17 protein-coding genes are annotated in these 25,430 nt (G+C 70.0%); 6 read left to right on the top strand and 11 right to left on the bottom strand.

Annotated elements, in window-relative coordinates:
- Positions 1 to 84: 84 nt before the first annotated feature.
- Positions 85 to 1,059: a DUF6397 family protein gene (locus tag ABZV77_RS09760; protein WP_356252809.1), complete on the top strand. Its 975-nt coding sequence runs from the start codon at positions 85 to 87 to the stop codon at positions 1,057 to 1,059.
- A gap of 34 nt (positions 1,060 to 1,093) precedes the next feature.
- Here the strand turns inward: ABZV77_RS09760 and ABZV77_RS09755 are convergent, their stop codons facing one another.
- From ABZV77_RS09755 to ABZV77_RS09740, 4 genes are all read right to left on the bottom strand, one after another.
- Complete coding sequence (locus tag ABZV77_RS09755; protein WP_356252806.1) at positions 1,094 to 1,567, bottom strand: tetratricopeptide repeat protein; 474 nt, start codon at positions 1,565 to 1,567, stop codon at positions 1,094 to 1,096.
- A 183-nt stretch (positions 1,568 to 1,750) separates the two neighbouring features.
- Positions 1,751 to 2,941, bottom strand: a complete 1,191-nt coding sequence (locus ABZV77_RS09750) for a winged helix DNA-binding domain-containing protein (protein ID WP_356252803.1) — start codon at positions 2,939 to 2,941, stop codon at positions 1,751 to 1,753.
- Positions 2,942 to 2,969: 28 nt separating this feature from the next.
- Positions 2,970 to 3,872 (bottom strand): acyl-CoA thioesterase II, encoded by a 903-nt coding sequence (locus ABZV77_RS09745; protein ID WP_356252800.1) that lies wholly within the window; start codon positions 3,870 to 3,872, stop codon positions 2,970 to 2,972.
- 46 nt (positions 3,873 to 3,918) lie between these two features.
- Complete coding sequence (locus tag ABZV77_RS09740) at positions 3,919 to 6,492, bottom strand: DUF3516 domain-containing protein (RefSeq protein ID WP_356252797.1); 2,574 nt, start codon at positions 6,490 to 6,492, stop codon at positions 3,919 to 3,921.
- A 61-nt stretch (positions 6,493 to 6,553) separates the two neighbouring features.
- On the opposite strand from ABZV77_RS09740, the gene ABZV77_RS09735 reads away from it, so the two are divergent.
- Entirely contained in the window at positions 6,554 to 7,348 is a 795-nt protein-coding gene (locus ABZV77_RS09735; protein ID WP_356252795.1) for a metal-dependent hydrolase, read from the top strand.
- Positions 7,349 to 7,407: 59 nt separating this feature from the next.
- On the opposite strand, the gene ABZV77_RS09730 is transcribed toward ABZV77_RS09735, so the two are convergent.
- The 4 genes from ABZV77_RS09730 to ABZV77_RS09715 form a co-directional block, all read right to left on the bottom strand.
- Positions 7,408 to 9,231 (bottom strand): ABC transporter ATP-binding protein, encoded by a 1,824-nt coding sequence (locus ABZV77_RS09730; RefSeq protein ID WP_356252792.1) that lies wholly within the window; start codon positions 9,229 to 9,231, stop codon positions 7,408 to 7,410.
- On the bottom strand, positions 9,228 to 11,024 hold the full coding sequence (locus tag ABZV77_RS09725) for an ABC transporter ATP-binding protein (RefSeq protein WP_356252789.1): 1,797 nt from the start codon (positions 11,022 to 11,024) through the stop codon (positions 9,228 to 9,230). Before ABZV77_RS09725 ends, ABZV77_RS09730 begins: the two co-directional genes overlap by 4 nt.
- Positions 11,025 to 11,108: 84 nt before the next feature.
- The gene (locus tag ABZV77_RS09720; RefSeq protein ID WP_356252786.1) at positions 11,109 to 12,890 is read right to left on the bottom strand and encodes an ABC transporter ATP-binding protein; all 1,782 of its coding nucleotides are present in this window, start codon (positions 12,888 to 12,890) and stop codon (positions 11,109 to 11,111) included.
- Positions 12,887 to 14,737 (bottom strand): ABC transporter ATP-binding protein, encoded by a 1,851-nt coding sequence (locus tag ABZV77_RS09715; RefSeq protein WP_356252784.1) that lies wholly within the window; start codon positions 14,735 to 14,737, stop codon positions 12,887 to 12,889. The genes ABZV77_RS09720 and ABZV77_RS09715 overlap by 4 nt, the downstream gene beginning before the upstream one ends.
- A 203-nt stretch (positions 14,738 to 14,940) precedes the next feature.
- Between ABZV77_RS09715 and ABZV77_RS09710 the strand changes: the two genes are divergently transcribed.
- Both ABZV77_RS09710 and ABZV77_RS09705 read left to right on the top strand, forming a co-directional pair.
- Entirely contained in the window at positions 14,941 to 15,681 is a 741-nt protein-coding gene (locus ABZV77_RS09710; RefSeq protein WP_356252781.1) for a L,D-transpeptidase family protein, read from the top strand.
- A 67-nt stretch (positions 15,682 to 15,748) separates the two neighbouring features.
- The gene (locus tag ABZV77_RS09705; protein ID WP_356252778.1) at positions 15,749 to 17,431 is read left to right on the top strand and encodes a peptide-N4-asparagine amidase; all 1,683 of its coding nucleotides are present in this window, start codon (positions 15,749 to 15,751) and stop codon (positions 17,429 to 17,431) included.
- Between the two features lie 64 nt (positions 17,432 to 17,495).
- Here ABZV77_RS09705 and ABZV77_RS09700 read toward each other — a convergent pair whose 3' ends face one another.
- From ABZV77_RS09700 to ABZV77_RS09690, 3 genes are all read right to left on the bottom strand, one after another.
- A complete protein-coding gene (locus ABZV77_RS09700) occupies positions 17,496 to 18,974 on the bottom strand; it encodes a Gfo/Idh/MocA family oxidoreductase (protein ID WP_356252775.1) in 1,479 nt (492 codons plus the stop codon).
- Positions 18,975 to 19,119: 145 nt separating this feature from the next.
- Positions 19,120 to 22,044, bottom strand: a complete 2,925-nt coding sequence (locus ABZV77_RS09695; RefSeq protein WP_356252772.1) for an FAD-binding and (Fe-S)-binding domain-containing protein — start codon at positions 22,042 to 22,044, stop codon at positions 19,120 to 19,122.
- Between the two features lie 60 nt (positions 22,045 to 22,104).
- Positions 22,105 to 22,548 (bottom strand): MarR family transcriptional regulator, encoded by a 444-nt coding sequence (locus tag ABZV77_RS09690; RefSeq protein ID WP_055567801.1) that lies wholly within the window; start codon positions 22,546 to 22,548, stop codon positions 22,105 to 22,107.
- A gap of 94 nt (positions 22,549 to 22,642) precedes the next feature.
- Here ABZV77_RS09690 and ABZV77_RS09685 point away from each other — a divergent pair, with 94 nt between their 5' ends.
- Together ABZV77_RS09685 and mltG are read left to right on the top strand one after the other, a co-directional pair.
- The gene (locus tag ABZV77_RS09685; protein ID WP_356252769.1) at positions 22,643 to 24,451 is read left to right on the top strand and encodes an ABC transporter ATP-binding protein; all 1,809 of its coding nucleotides are present in this window, start codon (positions 22,643 to 22,645) and stop codon (positions 24,449 to 24,451) included.
- A 43-nt stretch (positions 24,452 to 24,494) separates the two neighbouring features.
- Complete coding sequence (gene mltG / locus ABZV77_RS09680) at positions 24,495 to 25,307, top strand: endolytic transglycosylase MltG (RefSeq protein ID WP_356252766.1); 813 nt, start codon at positions 24,495 to 24,497, stop codon at positions 25,305 to 25,307.
- The last annotated feature ends 123 nt before the right edge of the window (positions 25,308 to 25,430 follow it).

Below are 25,430 nucleotides of genomic sequence, written 5' to 3'. Positions count from 1 at the left end.
GTTATCCACAGGCTCAGCGAGGATCGTGGTGGGCGGTCTACGGTTTTTCCCGAGAGCAATCACATCTCACGGGGGAGAACCACCATGACCGGTGACACCATCACGCATGACGTCGGGGCAATGCCCGCCCGGCCGACCGTCACGCCGAGCTGGGCAGCCAGGGAACTAGGGCTGAAGCGCGGGGAGTTCGACTTGGCCGTGATGCTCGGACGCATCCGCACGGTCGGGGAGACACCGGGCGGGCGGCGCCGCGTCACCCGCGAGGAGATCGACCGCGTGCGCGGGGGTGATGGCTGTGTCGAGGCCTTGCGAGAGGGCGTCAGAGCGGTGGGCACCGCGGAGGGCGCGGAGCTCATGCACATCACCTCGACTCGCTTCACCCGCCTGGCCCGCGCCGGCTTCCTGACGCCCGTGAAGTTCTATTTGAATCGGTACCGGGCCGTCGTCTGGCTCTATCTCGCCGAGGAGCTGAAGCACTTCGCCGAATCCGAACTTCACGCCGCACTCCTCAAAGGACGCATGCCCGAGACGATGCGAGGGCGGCTGGAAGAAGGCCAGGACCTGCGAGCGCGCAACTGGCGGGGGCGGCACACCGGATTCCTGCTGCGCCAGTCGGAAGACGCATGGGAGCGAGCCGCGGCCATGGCTTCGCTGCTCGACCCGGTCTCGATCGCGGAGATCGTCAGGGACCCCTACGAACGTGCGTATCTCAACCGGCTCAGGTCCGTGCCCCGCAGCAGCCAGGGCGGACCGGACTCACCCGGGGCGCACATCGTGGAGAGGATCATGACGGCGGACGATCCCGACGAAATCCGTTGGCTGCGCTCCAGCCTTCTGATCGGTCTCGTTCAGGCCCGCGCGGAACGACCGGCACCACGTGCCACCCGTGAACCATCCGCCGCCACGATGGAATGGACGGCGCCGAGCGATGCCGCGGCGACAGCCACAGCCCCATCCGCAGCCATGGCCAAGGCTCTGCCTTCTGCGCCGGGTTCGGGTTCGCCTCCGGCGCAGGAGCCGCGAGGCTTGATGAATTGGCTGCGCCGACGGAGGACGTAGCCAGTCAGGGCCGCTCAATCCGCGACGGTGCCATTTACATCGTCGCGTCCAGATCCTTGGCGTACTCCTCGATGGCGGGACGGTAGCCCGCGATCTCTGGGTCCTTGGTCGTGGTGACGAGCAGCGTCAGGAGCAGTTCCATGGCGTCGTGTGTCCGGCCGGAGTTGTACAAGGCCATGGCCAGAAACGTCTTGAGCCCGCCGTCGTCGGGGAACTCGTCCGCCCCGTCCCTGAGGGTGGCGACGGCTTCCTCGTAGCGTCCCAGGATTCGGTAGGTGCTGCCCAGCCCCAGAAGTGCCCCGCGTCGGTCGTCGTCCGACAGCCCCGACCCGTCGAGCGCGCGCTCGTAGTACGGCACCGCTTCGGCCTCCAGGCCCAGCGTGTCGTGGACCCACGCAGCCTGGTACGCCACCTCCGCATCCAGGGGAAGTTCCGAAGAGAGGGCGACGAGTCGCTCCCTGGCCTCCTCGCGCCGACCTGTCTCGCGAAGCCGTACGGCCTCCGACAACAGCCGATCCCTGTCCCGAACCGAATGCCCGCTCAATTCCCCGTGCCCTTCAAAACCTGTACCCACACCTGACCCAGTGGCCACGCCCGTGTGCGGATCCGGAACCTATCCCGAATCCGGAACCTATCCCGAACGGAGACACAGATGCCCGTCGAATACCGCTGTGCGCCTGCCCCGCGGTCGTCAGCCAGCCAGTTCGTCCTCGAGCCATGTACGTCCCCTGGTGCGAGCGGTGAGCCGCACGGTCCCCAGCCGCGAGGCGAGGCGCTCGGCCTCGGTGTGCACCGCGGCCCGCGCATCGGCGCCGACATCGTCGAGGAACCTGCACACGATCTCGCCCGTGCTGTCCTGGGCCCAGCCGCCGACAATGCGGCCGTTCCACCAGAGGGACGGGCCGATGTTGCCGTTCCTGTCGAAGAGGCGTGGGCCGTGCTCCCCGAGAAACCAGCCACGGTGCTGCCAGCCCATCGGGGTGGAGTCGAGCGCCGGCAGCAGGGCCGCCCAAGGGGCAGGAGGAGAGGTCTCTTCGATGTCATCGGGGAGCAGTACCCCGGGCGCCCCGTCCAAGTCCACTTCAACAGGGCGCAGTTCGGTGAGTGCCCGCTTCGTCTGGGTCTTGGTCCACCCGGCCCACCAGCACAGATCATCCGCGGTGCCCGGACCGAACGCCCGAAGCCACCGTCGGGCAAGCTCCGTCTCGGCCGCCTGGGTGTTCCAGTCGGTGAGGCCGTCGGGGAACCAGTCCGTCAGCGGCGCCCAGCGGTATTGATGGGAAGTCCACGTGCCACGAGGCCTTGCACGCACCACACGTCCCTCCGCGGCGAGCAGCAGAAGGAGCCGACTGGCCAGCTTCTGCCGCCCCTCGTAGCTCTTGCCGCGTGCCATGACCAGCTCGGTGGCCAACCGAGAGTCGTCGCTCGCAAGCTCGGCCGCCGTCGCCTCACCGCGCTTCTTGAGAGCCCGCAGCGCCACGTCCTCCGCCTGGGCGAGCCACGCCTCCACCCCGGCCGCGTCACCCGCCGCACCGGACTCGGCGAGCATCTTCAGGAGGAGGCGGCGCTCCCGGGCGGCGACGGCACGGGAGCAGGCCGCTTGCAGCACCGGCGCCACATCCAGGGATGTCACGAAGACCGTGCGCCGCATCCCCATCAGACGGATCAGCGCCCGGTCCTCATACAGCGCGCGCTCCACATCCGCCACGCTGCCGTCCCGCATGCGCGCCCAGGCGCCGACGTACACGGACGACGGATCCGTGCCGTGCAGTGCCAGCACAGAGCGCGCCACCTCGACCGGATCGTCCGACTTGGTGTCCGCCGTCAGCCGATGGCGCAGCGCCAGCCTTGCTCTGCGCTCCGCCACATCGATCCGTCGCATCGCGCTCCCCGTCCCGTGCCTGCGCCCGTCACGCTCCGGCTGTCGGACTGTCCATGTGGCGCTCCCCGTACGGGCGGAACAGCCCCTCCTGCACCACCGACACTAGGAGGCGTCCCTCGGTGTCGTAGATGCGGCCCCGGGCGAGGCCGCGGCCCCCCGTGACGATGGGGGATTCCTGGTCGTAGAGGAACCACTCGTCGGCGCGGAACGGGCGGTGGAACCACATGGCGTGGTCGAGCGATGCCATGTCGAAGCCGCGGGGTCCCCAGAGCGGTTCGACCGGGATGCGGACAGCGTCCAGGAGCGTCATGTCGCTCGCGTAGGTCAGCGCGCAGGTGTGCACGAGCGGATCGTCGCCCAGGGGTCCCACGGCGCGCATCCACACCGCGCTGCGCGGCTCGGCGTCCTTGATTTCCTCGGCGGTCCAGCGCAGCCGGTCGACGTACCGGATGTCGAAGGGCTGGCGCCGGGCCATGCGTTCCAACTGCTCGGGGAGTGCGCCGAGGTGCTCCTTGATCTCCTCGGCGACCGTCGGCAGTGACTCCGGATCGGGGGCCGCCAGACGCGGCGGCAGCTGGTGTTCGAAGGCGCCCTGTTCGGGCTGATGGAAGGAGGCGGTGAGGTTGAAGATGGTGCGGCCCTGCTGGACGGCGGTGACGCGGCGCGTCGTGAAGGAGCGCCCGTCCCTGACCCGTTCGACCTGGTACACGATCGGCACGCCCGGGCGGCCCGGGCGCAGGAAGTACGCGTGCAGCGAGTGCACCGGGCGGTCGCCCTCGGTGGTACGGCCCGCGGCCACCAGGGCCTGGCCTGCGACCTGCCCGCCGAACACGCGCTGCAAGGACTCGTTCGGGCTGCGGCCCCGGAAGATGTTGACCTCGATCTGCTCCAGGTCCAGCAGATCGACCAACTTGTCGGCGGGATTGTTCATGGCAGTTCCTCGACTCCTGTCCGGGGCACGCGGATCCTCGGGGCCCTCAGAGCTGGCCGACGTCCGTGACCCGGATGACGGCGAGGCCCTCCTCGTCGGAAGCGGCGAGATCGACCTCCGCGCTGATGCCCCAGTCATGGTCGCCGTTCGGGTCGGCGAAGGTCTGCCTGACGCGCCACAGACCGTGCTCGGGATCCTCCTCGATGAGCAGCAGCTTGGGGCCGCGGGCGTCGGGACCGGTGCCGAGATCTTCGTACTCGTCCCAGTACTTGTCCATGGCCTCACCCCAGGCATCCGCGTCCCAGCCGGACTCCGCGTCCAGCGCGCCCAGCTCCTCGACGTGGTCGAGGGCGGCCAGCTCGACCCGGCGGAACAGCGCGTTGCGCACCAGGACGCGGAAGGCGCGCGCGTTGGCCGTGACCGGCTTGACCTGGTCGGCCTTCTCCTGGGCCTCCTCGGCCGTCATGACCTCGGGGTTGGCCAGCTGCTCCCACTCGTCGAGGAGGCTGGAGTCGACCTGCCGGACCATCTCGCCGAGCCAGGCGATCAGGTCTTCCAGGTCCTCGGACTTCAGGTCGTCCGGGATGGTGTGTTCCAGGGCCTTGTACGCGCCGGCGAGGTAGCGCAGCACAATGCCCTCGGTGCGGGCGAGTTCGTAGAAGGACGTGAACTCGGTGAAGGTCAGCGCCCGTTCGTACATGTCGCGGATGACCGACTTCGGGGACAGCGGATGGTCGCCGACCCACGGGTGGCTCGTGCGGTACGTGTTGTACGCGTGGAAGAGCAGCTCCTCCAGGGGCTTGGGGTACGTGATGTCCTGGAGCCGCTCCATGCGGTCCTCGTACTCGACGCCGTCCGCCTTCATCAGCGCCACGGCCTCGCCCCGCGCCTTGTTCTGCTGGGCCGCGAGGATCTGACGCGGGTCGTCGAGGGTGGACTCTACGACGGACACCATGTCGAGGGCGTACGAGGGGGACTCGGGGTCGAGGACCTCGAAGGAGGCGAGGGCGAACGTCGACAGCGGCTGGTTGAGCGCGAAGTCCTGCTGCAGGTCGACGGTGAGGCGCACGATGCGGCCCGTGGAGTCCGGCTCGTCGAGCTTCTCCACGACGCCGCCGTCGAGCAGAGAGCGGTAGATCGCGATGGCCCGACGAATGTGCCGGAGCTGCTGCTTGCGCGGCTCGTGGTTGTCTTCGAGGAGGTGACGCATCGCTTCGAAGGCGTTGCCGGGCCGGGCGATCACGGACAGCAGCATGGTGTGCGTGACCCGGAAGCGGGAGTTCAGCGGCTCGGGCTCGGAGGCGATGAGCTTCTCGAAGGTGCTCTCGGACCAGGCGATGAAGCCGTCGGGCGCCTTCTTGCGGACCACCTTGCGGCGCTTCTTCGCGTCGTCGCCGGCCTTCGCCAGTGCCTTCTCGTTCTCGATGACGTGCTCGGGCGCCTGCGCGACCACGAAGCCCGCCGTGTCGAAGCCCGCTCGCCCGGCACGCCCGGCGATCTGATGGAACTCCCGCGCGCGCAGCGTGCGGACACGGGTGCCGTCGTACTTGGTGAGCGCGGTGAACAGCACGGTGCGGATCGGGACGTTGACGCCGACGCCCAGGGTGTCCGTGCCACAGATGACCTTGAGGAGTCCGGCCTGCGCGAGCTTCTCCACCAGACGGCGGTACTTGGGCAGCATGCCCGCGTGGTGCACACCGATTCCGTGCCGCACGTAGCGGGAGAGGTTGCGGCCGAACTTGGTGGTGAAGCGGAAGTTGCCGATCAGGTCGGCGATCTTGTCCTTCTCCTCGCGCGTGCACATGTTGATGCTCATCAGCGACTGCGCGCGTTCGACCGCCTGGGCCTGCGTGAAGTGCACGATGTAGACCGGCGCCTGCTTGGTTTCCAGGAGCTCGGTGAGCGTCTCGGTGATCGGCGTCAGACGGTACTCGTACGACAGCGGCACCGGGCGTGTCGCGGACCGGACGACCGAGGTGGGCCGGCCGGTGCGGCGCGTCAGGTCCTTCTCGAACATGGAGACGTCGCCGAGCGTCGCCGACATGAGGATGAACTGCGCCTGCGGAAGTTCGAGCAGCGGGATCTGCCAGGCCCAGCCGCGGTCCGGCTCGGCGTAGAAATGGAACTCGTCCATCACGACCTGGCCGATGTCGGCGTTCTTGCCGTCCCGCAAGGCGATGGAGGCGAGGACCTCGGCCGTGCAGCAGATGACGGGGGCGTCGGAGTTGACGGACGCGTCGCCCGTCAGCATGCCGACGTTTTCGGTGCCGAAGAGCTTGCACAGGTCGAAGAACTTCTCCGACACCAGAGCCTTGATGGGCGCTGTGTAGAAGGTGACCTTGTCCTGGGCGAGCGCCGTGAAGTGGGCCCCCGCCGCGACCAGACTCTTGCCGGAGCCGGTGGGCGTGGACAAGATCACGTTTGCCCCGGAGACCACCTCGATCAGCGCCTCCTCCTGGGCCGGGTAGAGAGTGATGCCCTGGTCCTCGGCCCACGACGAGAAGGCTTCGAAGAGGGCATCGGGGTCGGCGTCGGGCGGCAGCTGATCGATAAGGGTCACACCCCCATCTTGCCTTCCTTCCCACCCGATCAGGGAACCGGAGGTCCCTACGAAGATCATGAACGCTACGCTGTGTCGCCGACGGGGCGTCAGACCAATCGAAATGGGGCGGGCAACAACAATGATGGGACCGGCACACTCACTGTCGGGAGCGGCGGCCTGGCTAGGCGTCGGCGCTGCCGCAGCGGCCGCGGGGCACAGCATGCCTTGGCCGGTCCTTCTCGTAGGGGCGCTGATCTGCGCCGGAGCGGCGCTCGCACCCGACCTCGACCACAAGTCGGCGACCATCTCCAGAGCCTTCGGGCCGCTTTCCCGCGGCCTGTGCGAGATCGTCGACAAGCTCTCGTCAGCCGTCTACAAGGCCACCCGCAAACAGGGGGACCCGCGTCGCTCGGGCGGGCACCGTACGCTCACGCACACCTGGCTGTGGGCGGTGCTGATCGGAGCGGGCGCCTCGGCCCTGGCGATCTTCGGCGGGCGCTGGGCGGTGCTGGCGATCCTCTTCGTCCACATGGTGCTCGCCATCGAAGGCCTGCTGTGGCGGGCCGCCCGCGGGTCGAGCAGCGATGTGCTCGTGTGGCTGCTTGCCGCGGCGAGCGCCTGGATCCTCGCCGGGATCCTGGACAAGCCGGGCAACGGCGCGGACTGGCTGTTCACCGAGCCCGGCCAGGAGTATCTGTGGCTGGGGCTGCCGATCGTGATGGGCGCCCTGGTGCACGACATCGGGGATGCGCTGACCGTCTCCGGATGCCCGATCCTGTGGCCCATCCCCATCGGCCGCAAGCGCTGGTACCCGATCGGGCCGCCGAAGGTGCTGCGGTTCCGGGCCGGGAGCTGGATCGAGCTCAAGGTGCTGATGCCGGTGTTCATGCTGCTCGGGGGAGTGGGCGGTGCGGCCGCCCTCAACTTCATCTGAGGGGGCTCCCTCGCTGTAGGGAGCACGTTCGTCCGGAGGGCGGCCGCGTCGCTCGCGGCTCACGACGTGCCCGGCTGCTCACCGTGCCAGGAGTTCCAGAGCGCGGCGTAGGCGCCGTCGGCTTCGACGAGCTCCTCATGGGGACCCAGCTCGGTCACCAGGCCGTCCTGCATGACCGCCACGCGATCCGCGTCGTGGGCCGTCTGCAGACGATGGGCGATGGCGATGACGGTCCGTCCTTGGAGGACCGCGGCCAGAGCCCGCTCCGTGTGCCGTGCTGTCGTCGGGTCCAGCAGCGCGGTGGCTTCGTCCAGGATCAGCGTGTGGGGGTCGGCGAGCACCACTCGGGCCAGCGCCAATTGCTGGGCCTGCGCTCCGTGCAGCCGGTGGCCGCCGGGGCCAAGCTCCGTGTCGAGGCCGTCCGGCAGGCTCTCCGACCAGTCGGCGCCGACTGCGGTGAGGGCTGCTTCGAGCTCGGCGTCCGTGGCGGTCTCCGCCGCTATCAGGAGGTTGTCCCGGACGGTCCCGAGGAACACGTGGTGCTCCTGGGTGACGAGGACGACTTGTTGGCGCAGCCGGTCAGGGGGCAGATCGGCGATGGGTGCGCCACCGACGGTCACTGTTCCGCTGACGGGAGTGTCGATCCCCGCCAGGAGGCGACTCAGGGTGCTCTTGCCCGCCCCCGAGGGCCCGACGATCGCGAGGCGCTCGCCTGGCCGCACGGAAAGGGTGACCCCGCGCAGGACATCGGCCCCGCGGTCGTAGGCGAAGCGCACTCCCTGAACCTCGATGCGGTCGTTCTCGGGGGCGCCGACCAGGCCATCCGTGCTCGCGGCCATGGGCTCGGAGGGCTCGGACGGCCCCTTGGGAGCGGCGGCCAGGCCCTCGACGCGGGCGAAGGATGCGCCGCTGCTCTGCAACTGTTCGACCTGCTGAAGGATCGTGTCCAAGGGCTGGGAGAGCTGCTGCAGGTACAGGGCCGCGGCGACCACCGTGCCGAGGCTCACGGAACCCTGTTCGTGCAGCACCCCGCCGAGGAGCAGCACGGCGACGACGGGGATGGCGTACGAAATGTCGATGGAGGGGAACAGGACGCTGCGCAGGAACAGCGTCCGGTCGTGGGCGGTGACGCACCGCTCGATCTCGGCCTCGCTGTCCGCGACGCGGCGCTCGCGCAGGCGCAGGGCCTCGACGGTGCGGGCTCCGGAGGCGGTGGCCGCGAGTACCTCTGCCAGTGCGGAGTGTGCCGCTCCCTGCTCGAGGTAGGCGGCCCGCGCACGCCGCAGGTACCAGCGCGTGGCGAACCAGATGCCGGTGAGGCCGAGCACACCGCAGACGCCGAGCAGCGGGTCGAGGAGGAAGACCGCACCGAGGATGAAAAGCGCCTGCACGGCCGCGACGAACACATCGGGGCCGGTGTCGCGCAGCATCTGTCCGGCGGTCGCCACGTCGGTGGTGCCGCGGGCCGTCAGATCGCCCGCACCGGCCCGTTCCACGACGGAGGCGGGGAGCGTCAGCGCCCGGTCGACGAACTGTTCACGAATGCGGCCGAGGGTTCGCTCGCCGAAGCGATGGGCGAGGTAGCGGGCGTGACGTGCCAGGAGGAGCTGGGCGAGTGCGCCCACCAGGATGCCCAGGGCGAGGCGGTCGACGGCATCGACGCCTCCGCCATCCTTGACCGTATTGATGATGCGTCCGAGGAGCCAGGGGCCGGTGAGGCCTGCCGCCGCCGCGAGCGCATTGAAGCCGATCATCGTGATGAAGGCGCCGGTGTCCTGCCGGATCAGGTGGACGGCGGCGCGGCGGACCTGGCGGCGGTCGGCCACGGGCAGCTGCCCGGGTGCGGGGGTTTCCGCGGCTGGGCCGCGGTGGGGCGACGTCATCGGAGGGCCTCATGAGTCGGCTCGGCAGAAGGATGGGAGCGTGTCTGACGTCGTGCTGTGTGCTGCTCCTCCGCCTGGTCGCCTTCGTCCGTGCCGCGCGACACCAGGCGCCGGTAGTCCGGGTGATTCGCGAGGAGGTCGGCGTGACTGCCGATCGCGGCCACGTGGCCGTCGACCAGGTGGTACACCGTGTCGGCCTGATCGAGGACCAGAGGGGAGGAGCTGGTGACGAGGGTGGTGCGGCCGCTGCGGGCGGCGCGAAGGTGGGTCGCCATGTTCGCCTCGGTGTGGGCGTCGACCGCCGATGTGGGTTCGACGGCCAAGAGGACCTCCGGGTCGGCGAGGAGGGCCCGGGCCATGCGGACACGCTGACGCTGGCCGCCGGAGAGGTTGCGGCCGTGGGAGTCCAGAGGGGCATCGAGCCCGTCCGGCAGGCCGAGGACGACGTCCCGGGCCACGGCCGCGTCGACCGCACGGGCAATGGCCTCCTCATCCGGAGCGCATCGCCCGGAGATGGCCCCGCGCAACGTACCGGCGAAGAGATCGGCTTCGTTGTCCGCGACCAGGATCCGCGTGCGGACCTCGTCCAGGGCGACGGCGTCGAGGCGCACCGATCCCCAGGTGGCCAGGGAAGGAGCGAACCGGCCGAGGCGGTCTACGACGTCCGTGGCGTCGGAGGCACGCGCGCTGACGAGCGCGGTGAGGAGTCCGGGGGCGACCTCCACGCCGGACAGCGGGTCACGCAGCACGGACGGTTCCTCCGGGCCTTGCACCGGCTCCGTATGAGCGGCGGTCTCCCATTCCCCCGGTGCCAGGTTCAAGAAGCCCACGACCCGCCGCGCGGCGACCAGGCCCCGGCCGATGTCGTATGCGCCTTCGATGAGGAACGTCACCGGCAGGACGAGAACGGCGACGTAGCCATAGACGGCGACCAGTTCGCCGACAGTGATGGTGCCCTCGGCGGCCATGCGTGCGGCGAGCCAGGTCACGGCGGCCAGGAACAGGGTGGGCAGGCCGAGGCCGAAGGCCTGGATCCAGCTCATGCTCGACCCGACCCGGTAGCCCTCGTCCCGCAGCCGACGCGAACCTTCGCGGTAGCGGGCCGCGAACACTCCCTTGCCGCCGAGGCCGTTGAGGACGCGGAGACCTCCGGCGAGGTCGCCGAGTATCGCTGCGAGTGTTCCCTGACGCTCCCGGTAGGCCGTCTCGGCCCCCTGCAGACGGCCGAGGAACGGACCGATCAGCACGGCGAGCAGGGGCACGCCGACCAGCACCACCACGGCAAGCAGCGCGGAGACGGACAGCAGCAGTGCCGCCACCACGAAGTAGGCGATCACCGCACCCACGCCCGGACCCGTCACGGTGAGGGTCTGGCTGATGACGCCCACGTCGGAGTGACCGATCGTGACGACCTCACCGGCCGAGACCCGTCGGGGCAGCGCCGCGCCGAGCCGGGTCGCGTGGTCGACCACGACCCGCACGGTGCGGAAATAGGCGTTGAGCCGGATCCGGGTCATGGTGCGGTGCCGCATGATCGCCAGCCAGGCGTTGAGGAGCCCGATGCCGAACAGGGCAGCGCACCAGCCCATCAGGACGGTGCGGTCGCCCGGCCGCAAGCCGTCATCGATGGCGCGCGACAGGATGTACGGGGGGAGAGTCAGGCTGACCATCCAGGCGCTGCCCAACAGGGCACCGAGAGCGATGCGTTGCGGCTGGCTGGCGATCACCCACCAGAGGTAGCGGGCAGGCCCGCGACGGTCGGGGACGCCGGTATCCGTGGAGGGTGCAGCCATTCTCGTACCTTAACTACCCCCGTACGAGCGAAAACAGGACACCCCACACTCCCCGCCGTCCACCCGCTCGCCCGACGTCCCTTCCTACCCGTGCCAGGACCGCCACAGCGCCGCGTACGCACCGTCCGCTGCCACCAGTTCGTCGTGGCTGCCCAGTTCCGCGATCCGCCCGCTCTCGACCACCGCGATGACGTCCGCGTCGTGCGCGGTGTGCAGCCGGTGGGCGATGGCCACGACCGTGCGGCCGTCCAGCACGCGGGCCAGGGAGCGCTCCAGGTGCCGCGCCGCGCGGGGGTCGAGGAGCGACGTCGCCTCGTCAAGGACCAGCGTGTGCGGGTCGGCGAGGACGAGGCGCGCCAGGGCGATCTGCTGGGCCTGTGCGGGCGTCAGCGCGAACCCGCCCGAGCCGACCTCGGTGTCGAGGCCCTCGTCGAGGCCGCGTGCCCAGTCGGCCGCGTCGACTGCGCCGAGCGCAGCCCACAGTTCGGCGTCCCGCGCTCCGGTCCTGGCGAGGAGGAGGTTGTCGCGCAGCGAGCCCACGAAGACGTGGTGTTCCTGGTTGACCAGGGCCACATGCGCGCGCACCTGCTCGGCGGGCATCGCCGACAGCGCGGCGCCACCCAGGGTGACGTGACCGGTGCGCGGACCGTAGATCCCCGCGAGGAGCCTGCCCAAGGTCGACTTGCCCGCGCCCGACGGGCCGACCAGGGCGACACGCGAACCGGGTTCGACGGCGAGGGACACCTCGCGGAGCACGTCGACGCCCTCGCGGTAGCCGAAGTGCACGTCGTCGGCGCGGACGTGGCGCCCGTCGGGAGCCACGGACGAATCACCGGCGTCCGGCTCGATGTCACGCACGCCGACGAGCCGGGCCAGCGACACCTGGGCGACCTGAAGCTCGTCGTACCAACGGAGGATGATGCCCAGCGGGTCGACGAGCATCTGGGCGATCAGGACGCCCGTGGTCAGCTGCCCCACCCCGATCCAGCCCTGGAGGACGAAGACACCGCCGATCATCAGTGTCGAGCACAGCACGGCCGTGTGCGTGAAGTTGATGACCGGGAAGAGGACCGACCGCAGATAGAGGGTGTACCGCTCCCAGGCGGTCCACTCCTTGATGCGGCGCTCCGAGAGCTCGATGCGGCGACGGCCGAGGCGGTGGGCCTCCACCGTGCGTCCCGCGTCGACGGTCTCGGTGAGGGCGGCGGCCACGGCGGCGTAACCGGCGGCCTCCGAGCGGTAGGCGGCAGGCGCCCGCTTGAAGTACCAGCGGCAGCCCACGACGAGGAGCGGCACGGCGACGAGCACGGCGGGCGCCAGCGGCGGTGCCGTCACGACGAGCCCGCCGAGCAGCAGCGCCACCCACACCACACCGATGGCGAGCTGCGGCACGGCCTCGCGCATGGCGTTGGCGAGCCGGTCGATGTCCGTGGTGATGCGCGAGAGCAGGTCGCCGGTGCCTGCCCGCTCCAGGACGCCGGGCGGCAGCCCGACGGACCGTACGAGGAAGTCCTCCCGCAGATCCGCCAGCATCCGTTCGCCGAGCATCGCGCCGCGCAGCCGCACCTCCCGTACGAAGAAGGCCTGCACGAGGAGCGCGGTCGTGAACAGGGCGATGGTGAGCCCCAGGTGGAGGTCGCGCGCGTCGTCCGAGACCTTCTCGACCAGGTCGCCGAGCAGATAGGGGCCGACCATGGAGGCGATGACGGCGAGTGTGTTCACCACGATGAGAAGGAGGAAGGACCGGCGGTGGCGCTGGAAGAGTTCGCGGACGTAGGTGCGCACGGTCGCGGCCGAGCCGACGGGCAGGGTCTCTGCCGTCGTGGGGGCCGCCGGGTCGTATGCCGGGGGCGCCAGGCCGATCATGCCGTCTCCTCGATGTCGAATTCGGTCAGGGTCTGTGTGTCTGCCCCGGGGGCCGCGGCGACGCGTTCCGCGTCGGTCTCGCGGGTCACGACCGCGCGGTACCGCGGCTCGCTGTGCACCAGCTCGCGGTGCGCACCCACCGCCGTGACCTCGCCGTCGGCCAGGAAGACGACGCGTTCGGCGCGGTCCAGGAGCAGTGGCGACGACGTGAGCACCACGGTGGTGCGTCCTGCGCGCAGGTGCCGGATGCCGTCGGCGACCCGGGCCTCGGTGTGTGAGTCGACGGCGGACGTCGGCTCGTCGAGTACGAGCGCCTCGGGGTCGGTGACCAGTGAGCGGGCCAGGGCGAGGCGTTGGCGTTGGCCTCCGGAGAGGGAGCGGCCGCGTTCCGTGAGGTGGGCAGCCATCGGGTCGTCGTCCACCGACGCCTGCGCGAGGGCGTCCAGGACATCGGAGCACTGCGCCGCGTCCAGCGCCTCCTCGGGGCCGACCGCTCCCGAGGCCGGTACGTCGAGGAGGTCACGGAGCGTTCCGGAGAGGAGGATGGGGTCCTTGTCCTGTACGAGGACGGCGGTTCGTGCGGTGGCCAGGGGCAGGTCGTCCAGCGGTACGTCGCCTAGGCGTACGGACGGCAGGCCCGCGGCCTCGTCGAACGCGGGATGTCCCCCGAGCCGCTCGGCGAGCCGTCCCGCCTCGTCCGGGTCGCCGCAGACCACGGCGGTGAGCCGCCCGGCCGGGGCGAGCAGCCCTGTCGCCGGGTCGTACAGGTCACCGGTGGGCGGTTCCTCGGCCCCGGATTCCGCGTCCCGCGATCCCCCAGAGTCCGCGTCCCGCGATCCCGCGGCCTCGGCCGTCCGCTGGAGGGAGAGCACGCGGGCCGCCCGCTTCGCGGAGGGGCGCGAGAAGGAGTACGCCATGGCGATCTCCTCGAAGTGCCGCAGCGGGTAATTGAGCATCATGATGGCGCTGTAGACGGTGACGAGCTCGCCCACCGTGACCCGCCCCTCGCGGGCGAGGTGCACGCCCTGCCAGACGACGGCGATGAGCAGCAGTCCCGGCATCAGGACCTGGATGGCCGAGATCACCGCCCACATCCTGGCGCTGCGCACGGCGGCCGTGCGGACTTCCTGGGATGCGCTGCGGTAGCGGTCGAGGAAGAGTTCCTCGCCGCCGATGCCGCGCAGCACCCGCAGCCCGGCGACGGTGTCCGACGCCAGTTCGGTGGCCCGGCCCGCCTTCTCGCGCTGGAAGTCCGCCCGGCGTGTGGCGCGTGGCAGCAGCGGAAGGACGGCGAGGGCGAGCGCCGGGATGCCCACGGCGACGATGACGCCGAGGGCGGGCTGGTACACGACGAGGCCGATGCAGACGAGGACGACGGTCAGCGCGGCTGCCGCGAACCGCGACAGGGCCTCCACGAACCAGCCGATCTTCTCGACGTCGCCGGTGGAGACGGCCACGACCTCTCCGGCGGCGACGCGACGGGTGAGCGCGGAGCCGAGCGCCGCGGTCTTGCGCGCGAGGAGCTGCTGCACGCGGGCCGCGGCCGTGATCCAGTTGGTGACCGCGGTGCGGTGCAGCATCGTGTCGCCGACCGCGATGGCGATGCCGAGGAGGACGAGCAGCGCGCCCGCGAGGGCGAGCCGTCCGCCGGAACGGTCGAGCACGGCCTCGACGGCGACGCCGACCATGTAGGGCAGGCCCGCGATGGCGCCGAAGTGCAGCAGGCCCCAGGCGAGGGACTTGAGCTGTCCGCCGAGCTGGTTGCGGCCCAGCCACAGCAGGAAGCGTGGCCCCGACCGGGCATCGGGGACACCGGGGTCGGGAAACGGAAGGTCGCGAATCTGCATGACGTCCCAGGAATCGGTGCGGCGGCCGTCGCTCCGGCGAGGTGGCGGCGGGAGCGAACGGCGGTAACAAACCGTGAAAGGTTCGCCTCGCGCGGTGGTCCGAAGCAAACGATTTTCCGCCCTGAGGTAAAGAATCGGCCCTGTCCCGGCGTGTGCCGCGGTGCTTGGCGAGGGTTCCGCGGGCCGGGTGCGACCATGGGCGGATGCGAATAGCACGTGCGGCGCGAGTGGTGGTCGCGGCAGCGGCCTGCGGTGCCCTTCTGACGTCCTGCGCGAGCGGGAGTGACGACGGTTCGAAGAAGGACGATGCGGGTGCCGGTCCCGGCAAGAGCGCCCAGGCCGGGTCCGTCGACCTCCGGCGCATCCCCGACGTGGGCGACCGGCTGCAGTCCAAGATCCCCAAGGAAGCCCGTCAGGTCGTGGCGGTCTACGGCGACGGTGAGGACTCGGCGAAGTCGACCGTCGTGCTCTACACGAAGTCGGGGGCGAAGGACGCCACCTGGGACAAGGCCCGCAGCTGGCCCGCGCACAACGGCAAGAAGGGCTGGACGACCGACCACCGCGAGAACGACAAGCGCAGCCCGGTCGGCGTGTTCACGCTCACCGACGCGGGGGGCGTCCTCGCGGACCCGGGTGCCAAGCTCCCGTATACGAAGTCGGCGTCCATTCAGGCCCCGCACTACTGGCCCAAGACGCACTGGCACGACTTCGACTACGTCATCGCCATCGACTACAACCGTGCCAAGGGCACCCCGCCGAACGATCCGACGCGCCCGCAGGGCCAGGCCAAGGGCGGCAGCATCTGGCTGCACATGGACCATGGGAGCGGTACGTCGGGCTGTGTGAGCCTGTCCAAGCCGGGCATGGAGTACCTGTTGCGCACGCTCGATCCCAAGCAGCATCCGGTCGTGGTCATGGGTGACAAGGCGAATCTGGACGCGTGAGCCGCCGGGGAGCGCCGTTGCCATCGACGCCATTGCGGTGATCGGCAACTGCCCATAGAAATCCCCCATGAGAAGACGCGTCATGTCCATGCTCGCCGGAGCGACCCTCGCGGCGAGCACCCTCCTCGGTACCGGACCGGCAACGGCCGACACACCCTCCGATGCCGCTCTCGCCAACGCCACGGCCGCCGCCGCAACGCCCTCCGCCGCAACGCCCCCGGCGGAGTTCGGTGACGACTGGCACGACCCGGTCACCGCCGCGCCGCCCCTACCGAAACCGCACACCAAGTCCTGCGAAGTGACCGTCGCCGAAGCGCAGTTCAAGGACTTCACGCCGTACAAAGGCGACTACACGCCTCCGACGAAGTGCGGCAAGGGCCACTGGGGCAAGGTGGTCCTGCGCCTCGACGGGAAGGTCAAGGGGCGGCAGTACGACCGTCTCGGATACCTCCGCATCGGCGGGGTCGAAGTTCTGCGCACATCGACCCCGGAGCCGTCGGTCGACGGCATCACCTGGTCCGTGGAGAAGGACGTCACCCGCTACCGCGAGACGCTGAGCCGCGGTCAGCAGGTCGAGATGCTCATCGGGAACGTAGTCAACGACACGTACACCGGCATCATCGACGTCAAGGCGACGCTGACGTTCTACGAGTCGGAGAAGGCCGCGCACACGCCCGACCGCGTCATCCCCCTCGGGGACACCGGGGGCAGCGCCACCCTCACGACCCCGCGCAACAGCGAACGCATCATCGCCGAGGTGTACGCCACCGGCTCCGGCGGCGGCTGCGAGGAGTACTGGTATCTGACCGTGCCGGACGCCGCGCCCTACTCCTGCAAGGCCGACCACGGCCCCTACCGTGAGGTGCAGGTCAAGGTCGACGGACAACTGGCGGGCATCGCCGCGCCGTTCCCGACCGTCTGGACCGGCGGCTGGTCCAACCCCTTCCTCTGGTACGTCATTCCGGGGCCCCGCGCCTTCGACATCAAGCCCATCGAGTACGACCTGACCCCCTTCGCGAGCGTCCTCAACGACGGCCGCCCGCATCAGGTGGAATTCTCCGTAGTCGGTGTCCCCGAGGCGCAGGCTGGCTGGAGCGCGCCGGTCAACGTGCTGGTCTGGCAGGACGAGAAGAGCGACCACGTCACGGGCCGACTGACCAGCCACCAGGAGGGCGCGCCCGCCAACACGTCCAAGTACACGCCCGGCACGGGGGATCAGGCGCACCGGCTGGACACGGAGGGCGGCCACCGGCTCAGCGTCTCGGGGTACGTGAACACCTCGCACGGCCGGGTTGCGACGACCGTGACCCGAAGCCTCCAGAACACGTCCGTCCACCGCTGGACCGAGGGCGAGTCGATGGACGCGCTCAAGGCCGGGTGGACGGACCGGGAGACGGTCACGACGGGCCACCGCGCCGTGCGCACCGACCGGACGTACACCATGGACGGCACCACGACCCTCGGCGCCGGTGACCGGCTGCGCACCGAGATCTCCCTCGGCGACCGCGCCGAGAGCGTCACGAAGAACGGCGGTCGGCGCACTGGCTGGTCCGTGCTGGACGACCGTTACGACGGCGACGCGACGTACACGTCAAACGTCCCCCGCGATCAGCGGCACGCCGTGGGCACATCGCGCGAGCGCTACCGGCTGACCGGCGACACCGGCTGCTACGACCGGTCGATCGCCACCGTGCAGGGAACCCTGACGGAGGACCGTCGGCGCTGCTGGCCGGGAAGGGCTCGGTGGTGACGCGAAGGCCACCACCGAGCCCGCCCCAAGTCTCTTACGGCTTAACCTCTTACGGGTTAGCCCCTTACGCCTTGGGCTTCTCCGAGTCCATTCCCGGCCGCTCCTTCTTCCACAGGCCCCGTGTGAAGTCGGGGATCGCCTGCGGCGCCCCCTTCGCCTTGATCGACAGATGGCTCAGCGGCACGGGGGCCGTCCACGTGGCGGCGTCGTACACGTCGAAGTCGGGTACCAGGCCGAGCTGCATGGTCTGCATCAGACGGAAGATCATGATGTAGTCCATGCCGCCGTGCCCGCCGGGCGGGTTGGCGTGCTCCTTCCACAGCCAGTGGTCGAAGTCGGCGTACTTGGCGAAGTCGCCCCACTCGTCGTTCGTGTGGTCCGGCTCGATGTAGATGCGCTCCGGATAGTCCTCGAAGACGCCCCGCGTGCCGCCCAGGCTGTTGATGCGGCTGTACGGGTGCGGAGTCGAGACGTCGTGTTCGAGGCGGATCACCCGGCCCTTCGCCGTCTGGACGAGGCTGATGGTGCGGTCGCTCTCGATGTACGTCTCCTTCCAGCTCGGGTCGCCCGCGGGCATGTGCTCCTTGCGGTACTCGGCGAGGCCGAGGGAGGGCGTGCCGAAGCTGGATATGTGCGTGGCGCGGTCACCACGGTTGACGTCCATGTAGTTGGCGACCGGACCGAAGCCGTGGTTGGGGTAGAGGTCGCCGCGCAGCCGGGTGTGCCACAGGCGCCGCCACGGACCCTCGTAGTAGTCGGGATCGAACATCAGACCGCGCAGATCGTGGTTGTACGCGCCCGCGCCGTGCAGCAGGTCACCGAACTTGCCCGCGTGCGCCATCCGCAGGACACGCATCTCGTTCTTGCCGTAACAGCAGTTCTCCAACTGCATGCAGTGCCTGCGGGTGCGCTCGGAGAGGTCGACCAGCTCCCACAGCTCTTCGAGGCGCAGTGCGATGGGACACTCCACGCCCACGTGCTTGCCGTTCAGCATCGCGGACTTCGCCATGGCGAAGTGGAAGTCCCAGGGCGTCGCCACGTACACGAAGTCGATGTCCCCGCGCTTGCACAGGTTCTCGTAGTCGTGCTCGCCCTTGGTGTACGTCGCCGGGGCGGGCTGGCCCGCGGCCGTGACCTTCTTCGCGGCGGCCGCGGTCTTGTCCTTGACCGGGTCACAGAGCGCGACGACGCGCACGCCGGGGATCGCCAGGAACAGGTCGATCATGCTGCCGCCGCGGTTGCCGAGGCCGATGATCCCGACCCGGACCGTCGAGCGGCGCTGGAACGGCACGCCGATCATGGTGTCGCCCTTGCGCGCGGGCGCCTTGGCCGTGTCGGTCGTGGCGGCGGCTCCGGTGGCCGCGGAGTCGGGGGCGTCGGCGTGCGCCGTGCCGCTCGCGAAGGCGCCGACTCCGAGCCCCGCGCCGGCGAGGCCCGCCGTGCGGAGCACCGTGCGACGTGAATGGCCGTCACCCGCCCTGTTCTCGGTGCCGTCGTCCGGGGTGGTGCCTTCAGGGTTCGGTGTGACGTTCTCGTCCTGCATCGGACCTCCGTAGCTGAATGGCGGCTGGTCTCTACCACTGGGGCGGAAGCCACCCTGGTCGGGGGTGGGACCGGGGCGCAAGAGACTGGAGGTGCCGAAGAGTTGGATTTATCGCTGGGGGCAGACCGTGGTGGGCAACGGACCCTCACGGACGGGTCGCGCGCTCCAGTTCCAGGAGCACGGAGTAATAGCCGCGGCCCGTCGCGTGGTCCATGCCCACCTCGCACATGCGGTTCGCCGAGAGGTGTGCGTCGAAAGGGCGGGACGTGACCTCCGCGGCCTCCTTGCGCGTGGCCGATTCCGTGAGCTCCTTGTGGAGCATGCCGCGGTCGCCCGCGAAGGCGCAGCACCCCGCGTCGTCCGGGACGACCACTTCGTCCGCGCACGCCTCGGCGACGGCACGGAGCTGCGCCTCGTCGCCGAGGTGCTGCATGGAGCAGGTGGGGTGCAGGACGGCGGAGCCGATCGTGCGGTGCACCGTCAGGTGGGGGAGTAGATCGTCGGCGGCCCAGACGATCGAGTCGACGATCGTGAGCTCCCGGTGCAACTCCCGGTTGTCCGCGGTGAGATACGGCACGACCTCGTGGGCGATGCCGAGCGTGCAGGACGAGGCGTCGACGACCAGGGGCAGGCGGCCGCCCGCCGTCCAGCCCCAGACCGCTTCGACGATGCGATTGGCCATGACCCGGTTCCCGGCGTCGTACCCCTTGGAATGCCAGATCGTCGCGCAGCACGTCCCCGCGACATCGTCCGGAATCCAGACCGGCTTCTCCGCGCGCGCGGAGACGGCGACGACGGCCTCCGCCAGGGAGCGGTCGCCCGGGCCGCCGAAGATGCGGTTGACGCATGCCGGGTAGTAGACGGCGGAGGCTCCCACGCGCGCGGTGCGCGGCAGCTTGCGCGCCGCGGCCCCGGGGATCTGGGGCAGCCATTCCGGGACGAGGTCCGGGCGCACGGCCTTGCGGGCGGTGCGGGTGACCTTGGTGAGCAGCCGGTCGCTGATCCGGTCGGCGGCGGCCACCGCGAGCCGCGCCGACGCCTCGACGGCCTTGAAGTTCTTCGCGGCGAGAGCGGCCGCCTTCTCCTCGCGCGGCGAGTGCCGCGCGTGACGGAACTCCTTCATCAGGGCGCCCGTGTCGATGCCCACCGGGCAGGCGATGCGGCACGTCGAGTCACCTGCGCAGGTATCCACGGCGTCGTAGCCGTACGCCTCTACGAGACCGTCCTCCACCGGGGAACCCGCGGGCTGGCGCATCATTTCGCGGCGCAGCACGATGCGCTGGCGTGGTGTCGTGGTCAAGTCCTCGCTGGGGCAGGTCGGTTCGCAGAAGCCGCACTCGATGCACGGGTCGGCGATCGGCTCCACCCGGGGGATGGTCTTCAGCCCCCGCAGATGCGCCTTCGGGTCCCGGTCGAGGACGATCCGGGGGGCGAGCACGCCGTCCGGGTCGATGACCTGCTTCGTGCGCCACATCAGCTCGGTCGCCTTCGGGCCCCACTCCAGCTCCAGGAACGGCGCGATGTTGCGGCCCGTGGCGTGCTCGGCCTTCAGGGAGCCGTCGAAACGCTCCACGGTCTGGCGGCAGAAATCGTCCATGAAGGCGGCGTAGCGCTCGACGTCGGCGGGGATCGCCGCGTCGAAGGCGAGCAGGAAGTGCAGGTTGCCGTGGGCCGCGTGGCCCGCGACGGCGGCGTCGAAGCCGTGCCGGGTCTGGAGGTCCAGCAGCGCTTCGCAGGCCTCGGCGAGGCGGCTGGGCGGGACCGCGAAGTCCTCGGTGATCAGTGTCGTCCCCGAGGGGCGGGAGCCGCCGACTGCGGTGACGAATGCCTTGCGCGCCTTCCAGTAGCCGCCGATCGTCCCGGCGTCGCGCGTGAACGCATTGGTCACCGACGGCACGGGCGCGATCAGCTCCAGCCCTTCGAGGGCCTTCGCCGCCGCCGCTTCGCACGCCTCCTGTGCCGTCTCGTCCGGGGCGCGGAACTCGACCAGGAGCGCGGCCGTCGACTTCGGCAGCCCCGCCCAGTCGGCGGGCACCCCCTGAACGCTGACCGAGGCCCGCAGGGTGTTGCCGTCCATCAGCTCGACGGCCAGCGCGCCCGCGGTGTTGAACAGCGGCACCGCGGCGGCGGCCGCGGGCAGCGAGGGGAAGAAGAGCAGCGCCGTGGACGTGTGCCGGTCCAGCGGCAGTGTGTCGAAGACGATCTCCGAGATGAAGCCGAAGGTGCCCTCGGAGCCGACCATCAGGCCCCGCAGGATCTCCACGGGCGTCGCGCCGTCGAGGAAGGCGTCGAGGCGGTAGCCGTTGGTGTTCTTGATCTCGTACTTGCCGCGGATGCGGGCCACCAGCTGCGGGTCGGCCTCGATTTCGTACTTGATCGCCAGCAGGCCTTCGCACAGGTCGGGCTGTGCGTGTGCCAGTTGCTCGTCCGCGTCCGGCTCGGCCGTGTCCACGACCGTCCCGGAGGGCAGGACGACGGTGAGCGAGGCAACCGTGCGGTAGGAATTGCGGGTGGTGCCCGCCGTCATGCCCGACGCGTTGTTCGCGACGACACCCCCGACCGTGCAGGCGATCGCGCTCGCCGGGTCGGGACCGAGCACCCGGCCGAACCGGGAGAGCGTCACGTTGGCGCGCACGACCGTCGTGCCGGGGCCGATGCGAACCCGCTCGCCGTCGCCGAGCACCTCCACGCCCGACCAGTGCTTGCGCACGTCGACGAGGATGTCCTCGCCCTGGGCCTGGCCGTTCAGTGACGTCCCCGCCGCGCGGAAGACGACTTCGCGGCCCTTGCCGTGCGCGTACGACAGGACGGCCGACACGTCGTCGATGTCCTCGGGGACGACCACGACCTGCGGCACGAAGCGGTAGGGGCTGGCGTCCGATGCGTACCGGACCAGGTCGGAGACCTTCGTCAGGACCTTGTCCGCACCGAGCAGCGCGGTCAGCTCCGAGCGGAGCGGCTCAGGGGTGCCGCTGCTCCGCCCGTCCGGCACGCGGTCGTGGGAAGGGCCGTCCGTGCGCGACGCGGCACCGGGGCGCAGGGCGTCCGGCTCGGGCTCCAGCAGTGGCATGAGCTCTCCTCGGCGGTTGCGGCGGCGCACTCACGGGCCCGGCGGCCGTTCGTCAGTGCCTCAGCAGCGGCGGACGTCCGGCACGTCGAACAGCGCGTTCAGCAGGACGCCCAGCTGCGCGCGCTGCTCGGCGTCCAATGGAGCCAGGATGTCCTCTGCGGCGGCCCGGCGCGCGCCGCGCAGCTCGCCCAGGGCCTTCAGCCCCGCGTCGGTGAGCTCGATGCGGATCACCCGGCGATTGGTGGGGTCGGGCGCGCGCCGCACGAGATCGGCCGCCTCCAGGCCGTCGACCAGCGTGGTCACGGCGCGGGGCACGACCTCGAGGCGCTCGGCGAGGTCCGCCATGCGCGGCGGTGTCTCGTAGTGCGCGAGGGTGCGCAGGAGGCGGGACTGCGCGGGCGTGATGCCGATCGGCACCAGATGGCGCTTCTGGATCCGCTGCAGCCTGCGGGTCAGCCGCAGCAACTGTTCGGAGAGCAGGCCGTCGGGGTCCGGGGTGTTCATGCGGGAACATTACCAGGACATTGTGCATTGTGAGTATAGGTAACAGTGAGCTATGCTCCCTGAGTCATTGTCGTCCGAGAACCCGTAGGAGCCCATGCGTCACGACGGAACCACCTGGACGCCGCAGCCCCCTGCCCCCGGCGAGGAGCCCCAGCCGCGCCAGATGCGCCGCATCCTTCGCCTCTTCCGGCCGTACCGAGGCCGCCTCGCGATCGTGGGCCTGCTGGTCTGCGCCGCCTCGCTCGTCTCGGTCGCGACCCCGTTCCTGCTGAAGGAGATCCTCGACACCGCCCTGCCGCAGGGGCGCACCGGCCTGCTGAGCCTGCTCGCGCTCGGCATGATCCTCAGCGCGGTCGTCACGAGTGTCTTCGGTGTCCTGCAGACCCTGATCAGCACTTCCGTGGGCCAGCGCGTCATGCACGACCTGCGCACCGCGGTCTACGGGCGGCTGCAGAGCATGTCCCTGGCCTTCTTCACCCGCACCCGCACGGGCGAGGTCCAGTCCCGGATCGCCAACGACATCGGCGGCATGCAGGCGACGGTCACCTCCACCGCCACGTCCCTGGTCTCGAACCTCACCAGCGTCATCGCCACCGTCGTCGCCATGCTCGCCCTGGACTGGCGGCTCACCGTCGTCTCGCTGCTGCTGCTCCCGGTGTTCGTGTGGATCAGCCGCCGCGTCGGCCGTGAACGCAAGAAGATCGCCACGCAACGCCAGAAGCAGATGGCCGTGATGGCCGCGACGGTCACCGAATCCCTCTCCGTGAGCGGCATCGTCCTCGGCCGCACGATGGGGCGCGCCGACTCCCTCACCAAGTCGTTCTCCGACGAGTCCGAGCAGCTGGTCGACCTGGAGATCAGGTCCAACATGGCGGGCCGCTGGCGCATGGCCGTCATCACGATCGTGATGGCCGCCATGCCCGCCGTCATCTACTGGACCGCGGGCATCGCCTTCCAGATGGGCGGCCCGACCGTGTCGATCGGGACACTCGTCGCCTTCGTCTCGCTCCAGCAGGGCCTCTTCCGGCCCACCGTGAGCCTGCTCTCGACCGGCGTGCAGATCCAGACCTCGCTCGCGCTCTTCCAGCGCATCTTCGAGTACCTCGACCTGCCCATCGACATCACCGAGCCCGAGAAGCCGGTGCACCTCGACAAGATCAAGGGCGAGGTCCGCTTCGAGGACGTCGAGTTCCGGTACGAGGAGAAGGCGGGCCCCACGCTCCAGGACATCTCCATCGAGATACCCGCGGGCGGCAGCCTCGCCGTCGTCGGGTCCACCGGCTCCGGCAAGTCGACGCTCAGTCATCTCGTGCCCCGCCTCTACGACGTCACGGGCGGCCGCGTCACCCTCGACGGAGTCGATGTGCGCGACCTCGACTTCGACACGCTCGCGCGCGCCGTCGGCGTGGTCTCCCAGGAGACGTATCTCTTCCATGCCTCGGTCGCGGAGAACCTTCGCTTCGCCAAGCCCGACGCCACCGACGAGGAGCTCGTCACCGCCGCCCGCGCCGCCCAGATCCACGACCACATCGCGTCGCTCGCGGACGGGTACGACACGGTCGTCGGAGAGCGCGGCCACCGCTTCTCCGGCGGCGAGAAGCAGCGTCTGGCCATCGCCCGCACCATCCTGCGCGATCCGCCGGTCCTCATCCTCGACGAGGCGACCAGCGCCCTGGACACCCGCACGGAGCGGGCCGTGCAGGAAGCGATCGACGCGCTGTCCGCGGGCCGGACCACCCTCACCATCGCCCACCGGCTCTCCACCGTCCGGGGCGCCGACCAGATCGTGGTCCTGGAGGCAGGGCGCACCGCGGAGCGCGGCACCCACGAGGAGCTCCTGGAGCGCGACGGCCGTTACGCCGCCCTCGTGCGCAGAGACGCCCAACTGGAGCCCGCGACATGAAGATATGCCAGGAATGCGACCATTTGCGGGTTACCGTGCCCGCATGCAGACCAAGACTCCGAGACGGGGCACGATTCGACTGACGCGACGGGGCCGGATCGCCCTGATCGCGACCGGAGCCGCCGCCGTGGCCGCCGCCGTGGCGGTGCCGCTGCTGCTGCCCGACGACGACACGAGGGCCGAAACGCTGACCATCCCTGAGGGGTGGCGTTCCGGCCAGGTGTACGAGGCCGTGGACAAGGCCCTGGATGTGCCCGCAGGCACTACGAAGAAGGCCCTGCCGAAGGCCGACCTCAAACTCCCCAAAGACGCGGGTGGCAATCCTGAGGGATACCTCTTCCCTGCGACGTATCCGCTCAGCTCCCAGTCGACCCCTGCCTCCGTGCTGTCGTACATGGTGAACACGGCCGGCAAGAAGTTCGGTGTCGGCCAAGTCGCGGCGGGAGCGGACCGGAATGCCGTGAACGTCTACCAGAGCGTCACCATTGCGAGCATGATCGAGGCCGAAGCCGGTTCCAAGGAGGAAATGGGCAAGGTCGCCAGGGTCATCTACAACCGCCTCGACCAGGGCATGCCCCTGCAGATGGACTCCACCATCAACTACGCGCTCAACCGCTCCACGCTCGCCACCAGCGAGCGTGACACGAAGATCAACAGCCCGTACAACACCTATGCGCGTATGGGCCTGCCGCCCACGCCGATCGGCAACCCCGGGGAGGAAGCCATGCGGGCGGCGACCAACCCGACTCCGGGGGACTGGCTGTATTTCGTCACAGTGAAACCGGGGGACACGCGTTTCACATCCAGTTTTGAGGAACACCAGAAGAACGTGGGGGAGTTCAACAAGGCGAAGTAGCAGGTGGCCGGAAGTGGCAAATGGGCCAGGGGGGTCCGATCGGTCGCCATGCCTGCTTCGCCTTGACCTCAACCGTGGTTCAGGTACAACGCTTTTCTCTGAACGTACCGCTCAGTATGCAGG

Origin of the sequence: Streptomyces sp. NPDC004732 (assembly GCF_040609235.1) — a bacterium.
Classification (GTDB): domain Bacteria; phylum Actinomycetota; class Actinomycetes; order Streptomycetales; family Streptomycetaceae; genus Streptomyces.
The sequence above is the reverse complement of the archived record's forward strand: the minus strand, read 5'-3'. Positions and strand labels throughout refer to the sequence as shown.

What these genes read in the sequence shown, in the direction of transcription:
- ABZV77_RS09685 (WP_356252769.1), top strand. Translation starts at nt 22,643, where the DNA reads ATGCGTCACGACGGAACCACCTGGACGCCGCAGCCCCCTGCCCCCGGC.
- ABZV77_RS09740 (WP_356252797.1), bottom strand. Translation starts at nt 6,492, where the DNA reads ATGATCTTCGTAGGGACCTCCGGTTCCCTGATCGGGTGGGAAGGAAGG.
- ABZV77_RS09710 (WP_356252781.1), top strand. Translation starts at nt 14,941, where the DNA reads ATGCGAATAGCACGTGCGGCGCGAGTGGTGGTCGCGGCAGCGGCCTGC.
- ABZV77_RS09760 (WP_356252809.1), top strand. Translation starts at nt 85, where the DNA reads ATGACCGGTGACACCATCACGCATGACGTCGGGGCAATGCCCGCCCGG.
- ABZV77_RS09725 (WP_356252789.1), bottom strand. Translation starts at nt 11,024, where the DNA reads ATGGCTGCACCCTCCACGGATACCGGCGTCCCCGACCGTCGCGGGCCT.
- ABZV77_RS09720 (WP_356252786.1), bottom strand. Translation starts at nt 12,890, where the DNA reads ATGATCGGCCTGGCGCCCCCGGCATACGACCCGGCGGCCCCCACGACG.
- ABZV77_RS09745 (WP_356252800.1), bottom strand. Translation starts at nt 3,872, where the DNA reads ATGAACAATCCCGCCGACAAGTTGGTCGATCTGCTGGACCTGGAGCAG.
- ABZV77_RS09735 (WP_356252795.1), top strand. Translation starts at nt 6,554, where the DNA reads ATGATGGGACCGGCACACTCACTGTCGGGAGCGGCGGCCTGGCTAGGC.
- ABZV77_RS09715 (WP_356252784.1), bottom strand. Translation starts at nt 14,737, where the DNA reads ATGCAGATTCGCGACCTTCCGTTTCCCGACCCCGGTGTCCCCGATGCC.
- ABZV77_RS09690 (WP_055567801.1), bottom strand. Translation starts at nt 22,548, where the DNA reads ATGAACACCCCGGACCCCGACGGCCTGCTCTCCGAACAGTTGCTGCGG.
- ABZV77_RS09730 (WP_356252792.1), bottom strand. Translation starts at nt 9,231, where the DNA reads ATGACGTCGCCCCACCGCGGCCCAGCCGCGGAAACCCCCGCACCCGGG.
- ABZV77_RS09695 (WP_356252772.1), bottom strand. Translation starts at nt 22,044, where the DNA reads ATGCCACTGCTGGAGCCCGAGCCGGACGCCCTGCGCCCCGGTGCCGCG.
- ABZV77_RS09700 (WP_356252775.1), bottom strand. Translation starts at nt 18,974, where the DNA reads ATGCAGGACGAGAACGTCACACCGAACCCTGAAGGCACCACCCCGGAC.
- ABZV77_RS09705 (WP_356252778.1), top strand. Translation starts at nt 15,749, where the DNA reads ATGAGAAGACGCGTCATGTCCATGCTCGCCGGAGCGACCCTCGCGGCG.
- ABZV77_RS09750 (WP_356252803.1), bottom strand. Translation starts at nt 2,941, where the DNA reads ATGCGACGGATCGATGTGGCGGAGCGCAGAGCAAGGCTGGCGCTGCGC.
- mltG (WP_356252766.1), top strand. Translation starts at nt 24,495, where the DNA reads ATGCAGACCAAGACTCCGAGACGGGGCACGATTCGACTGACGCGACGG.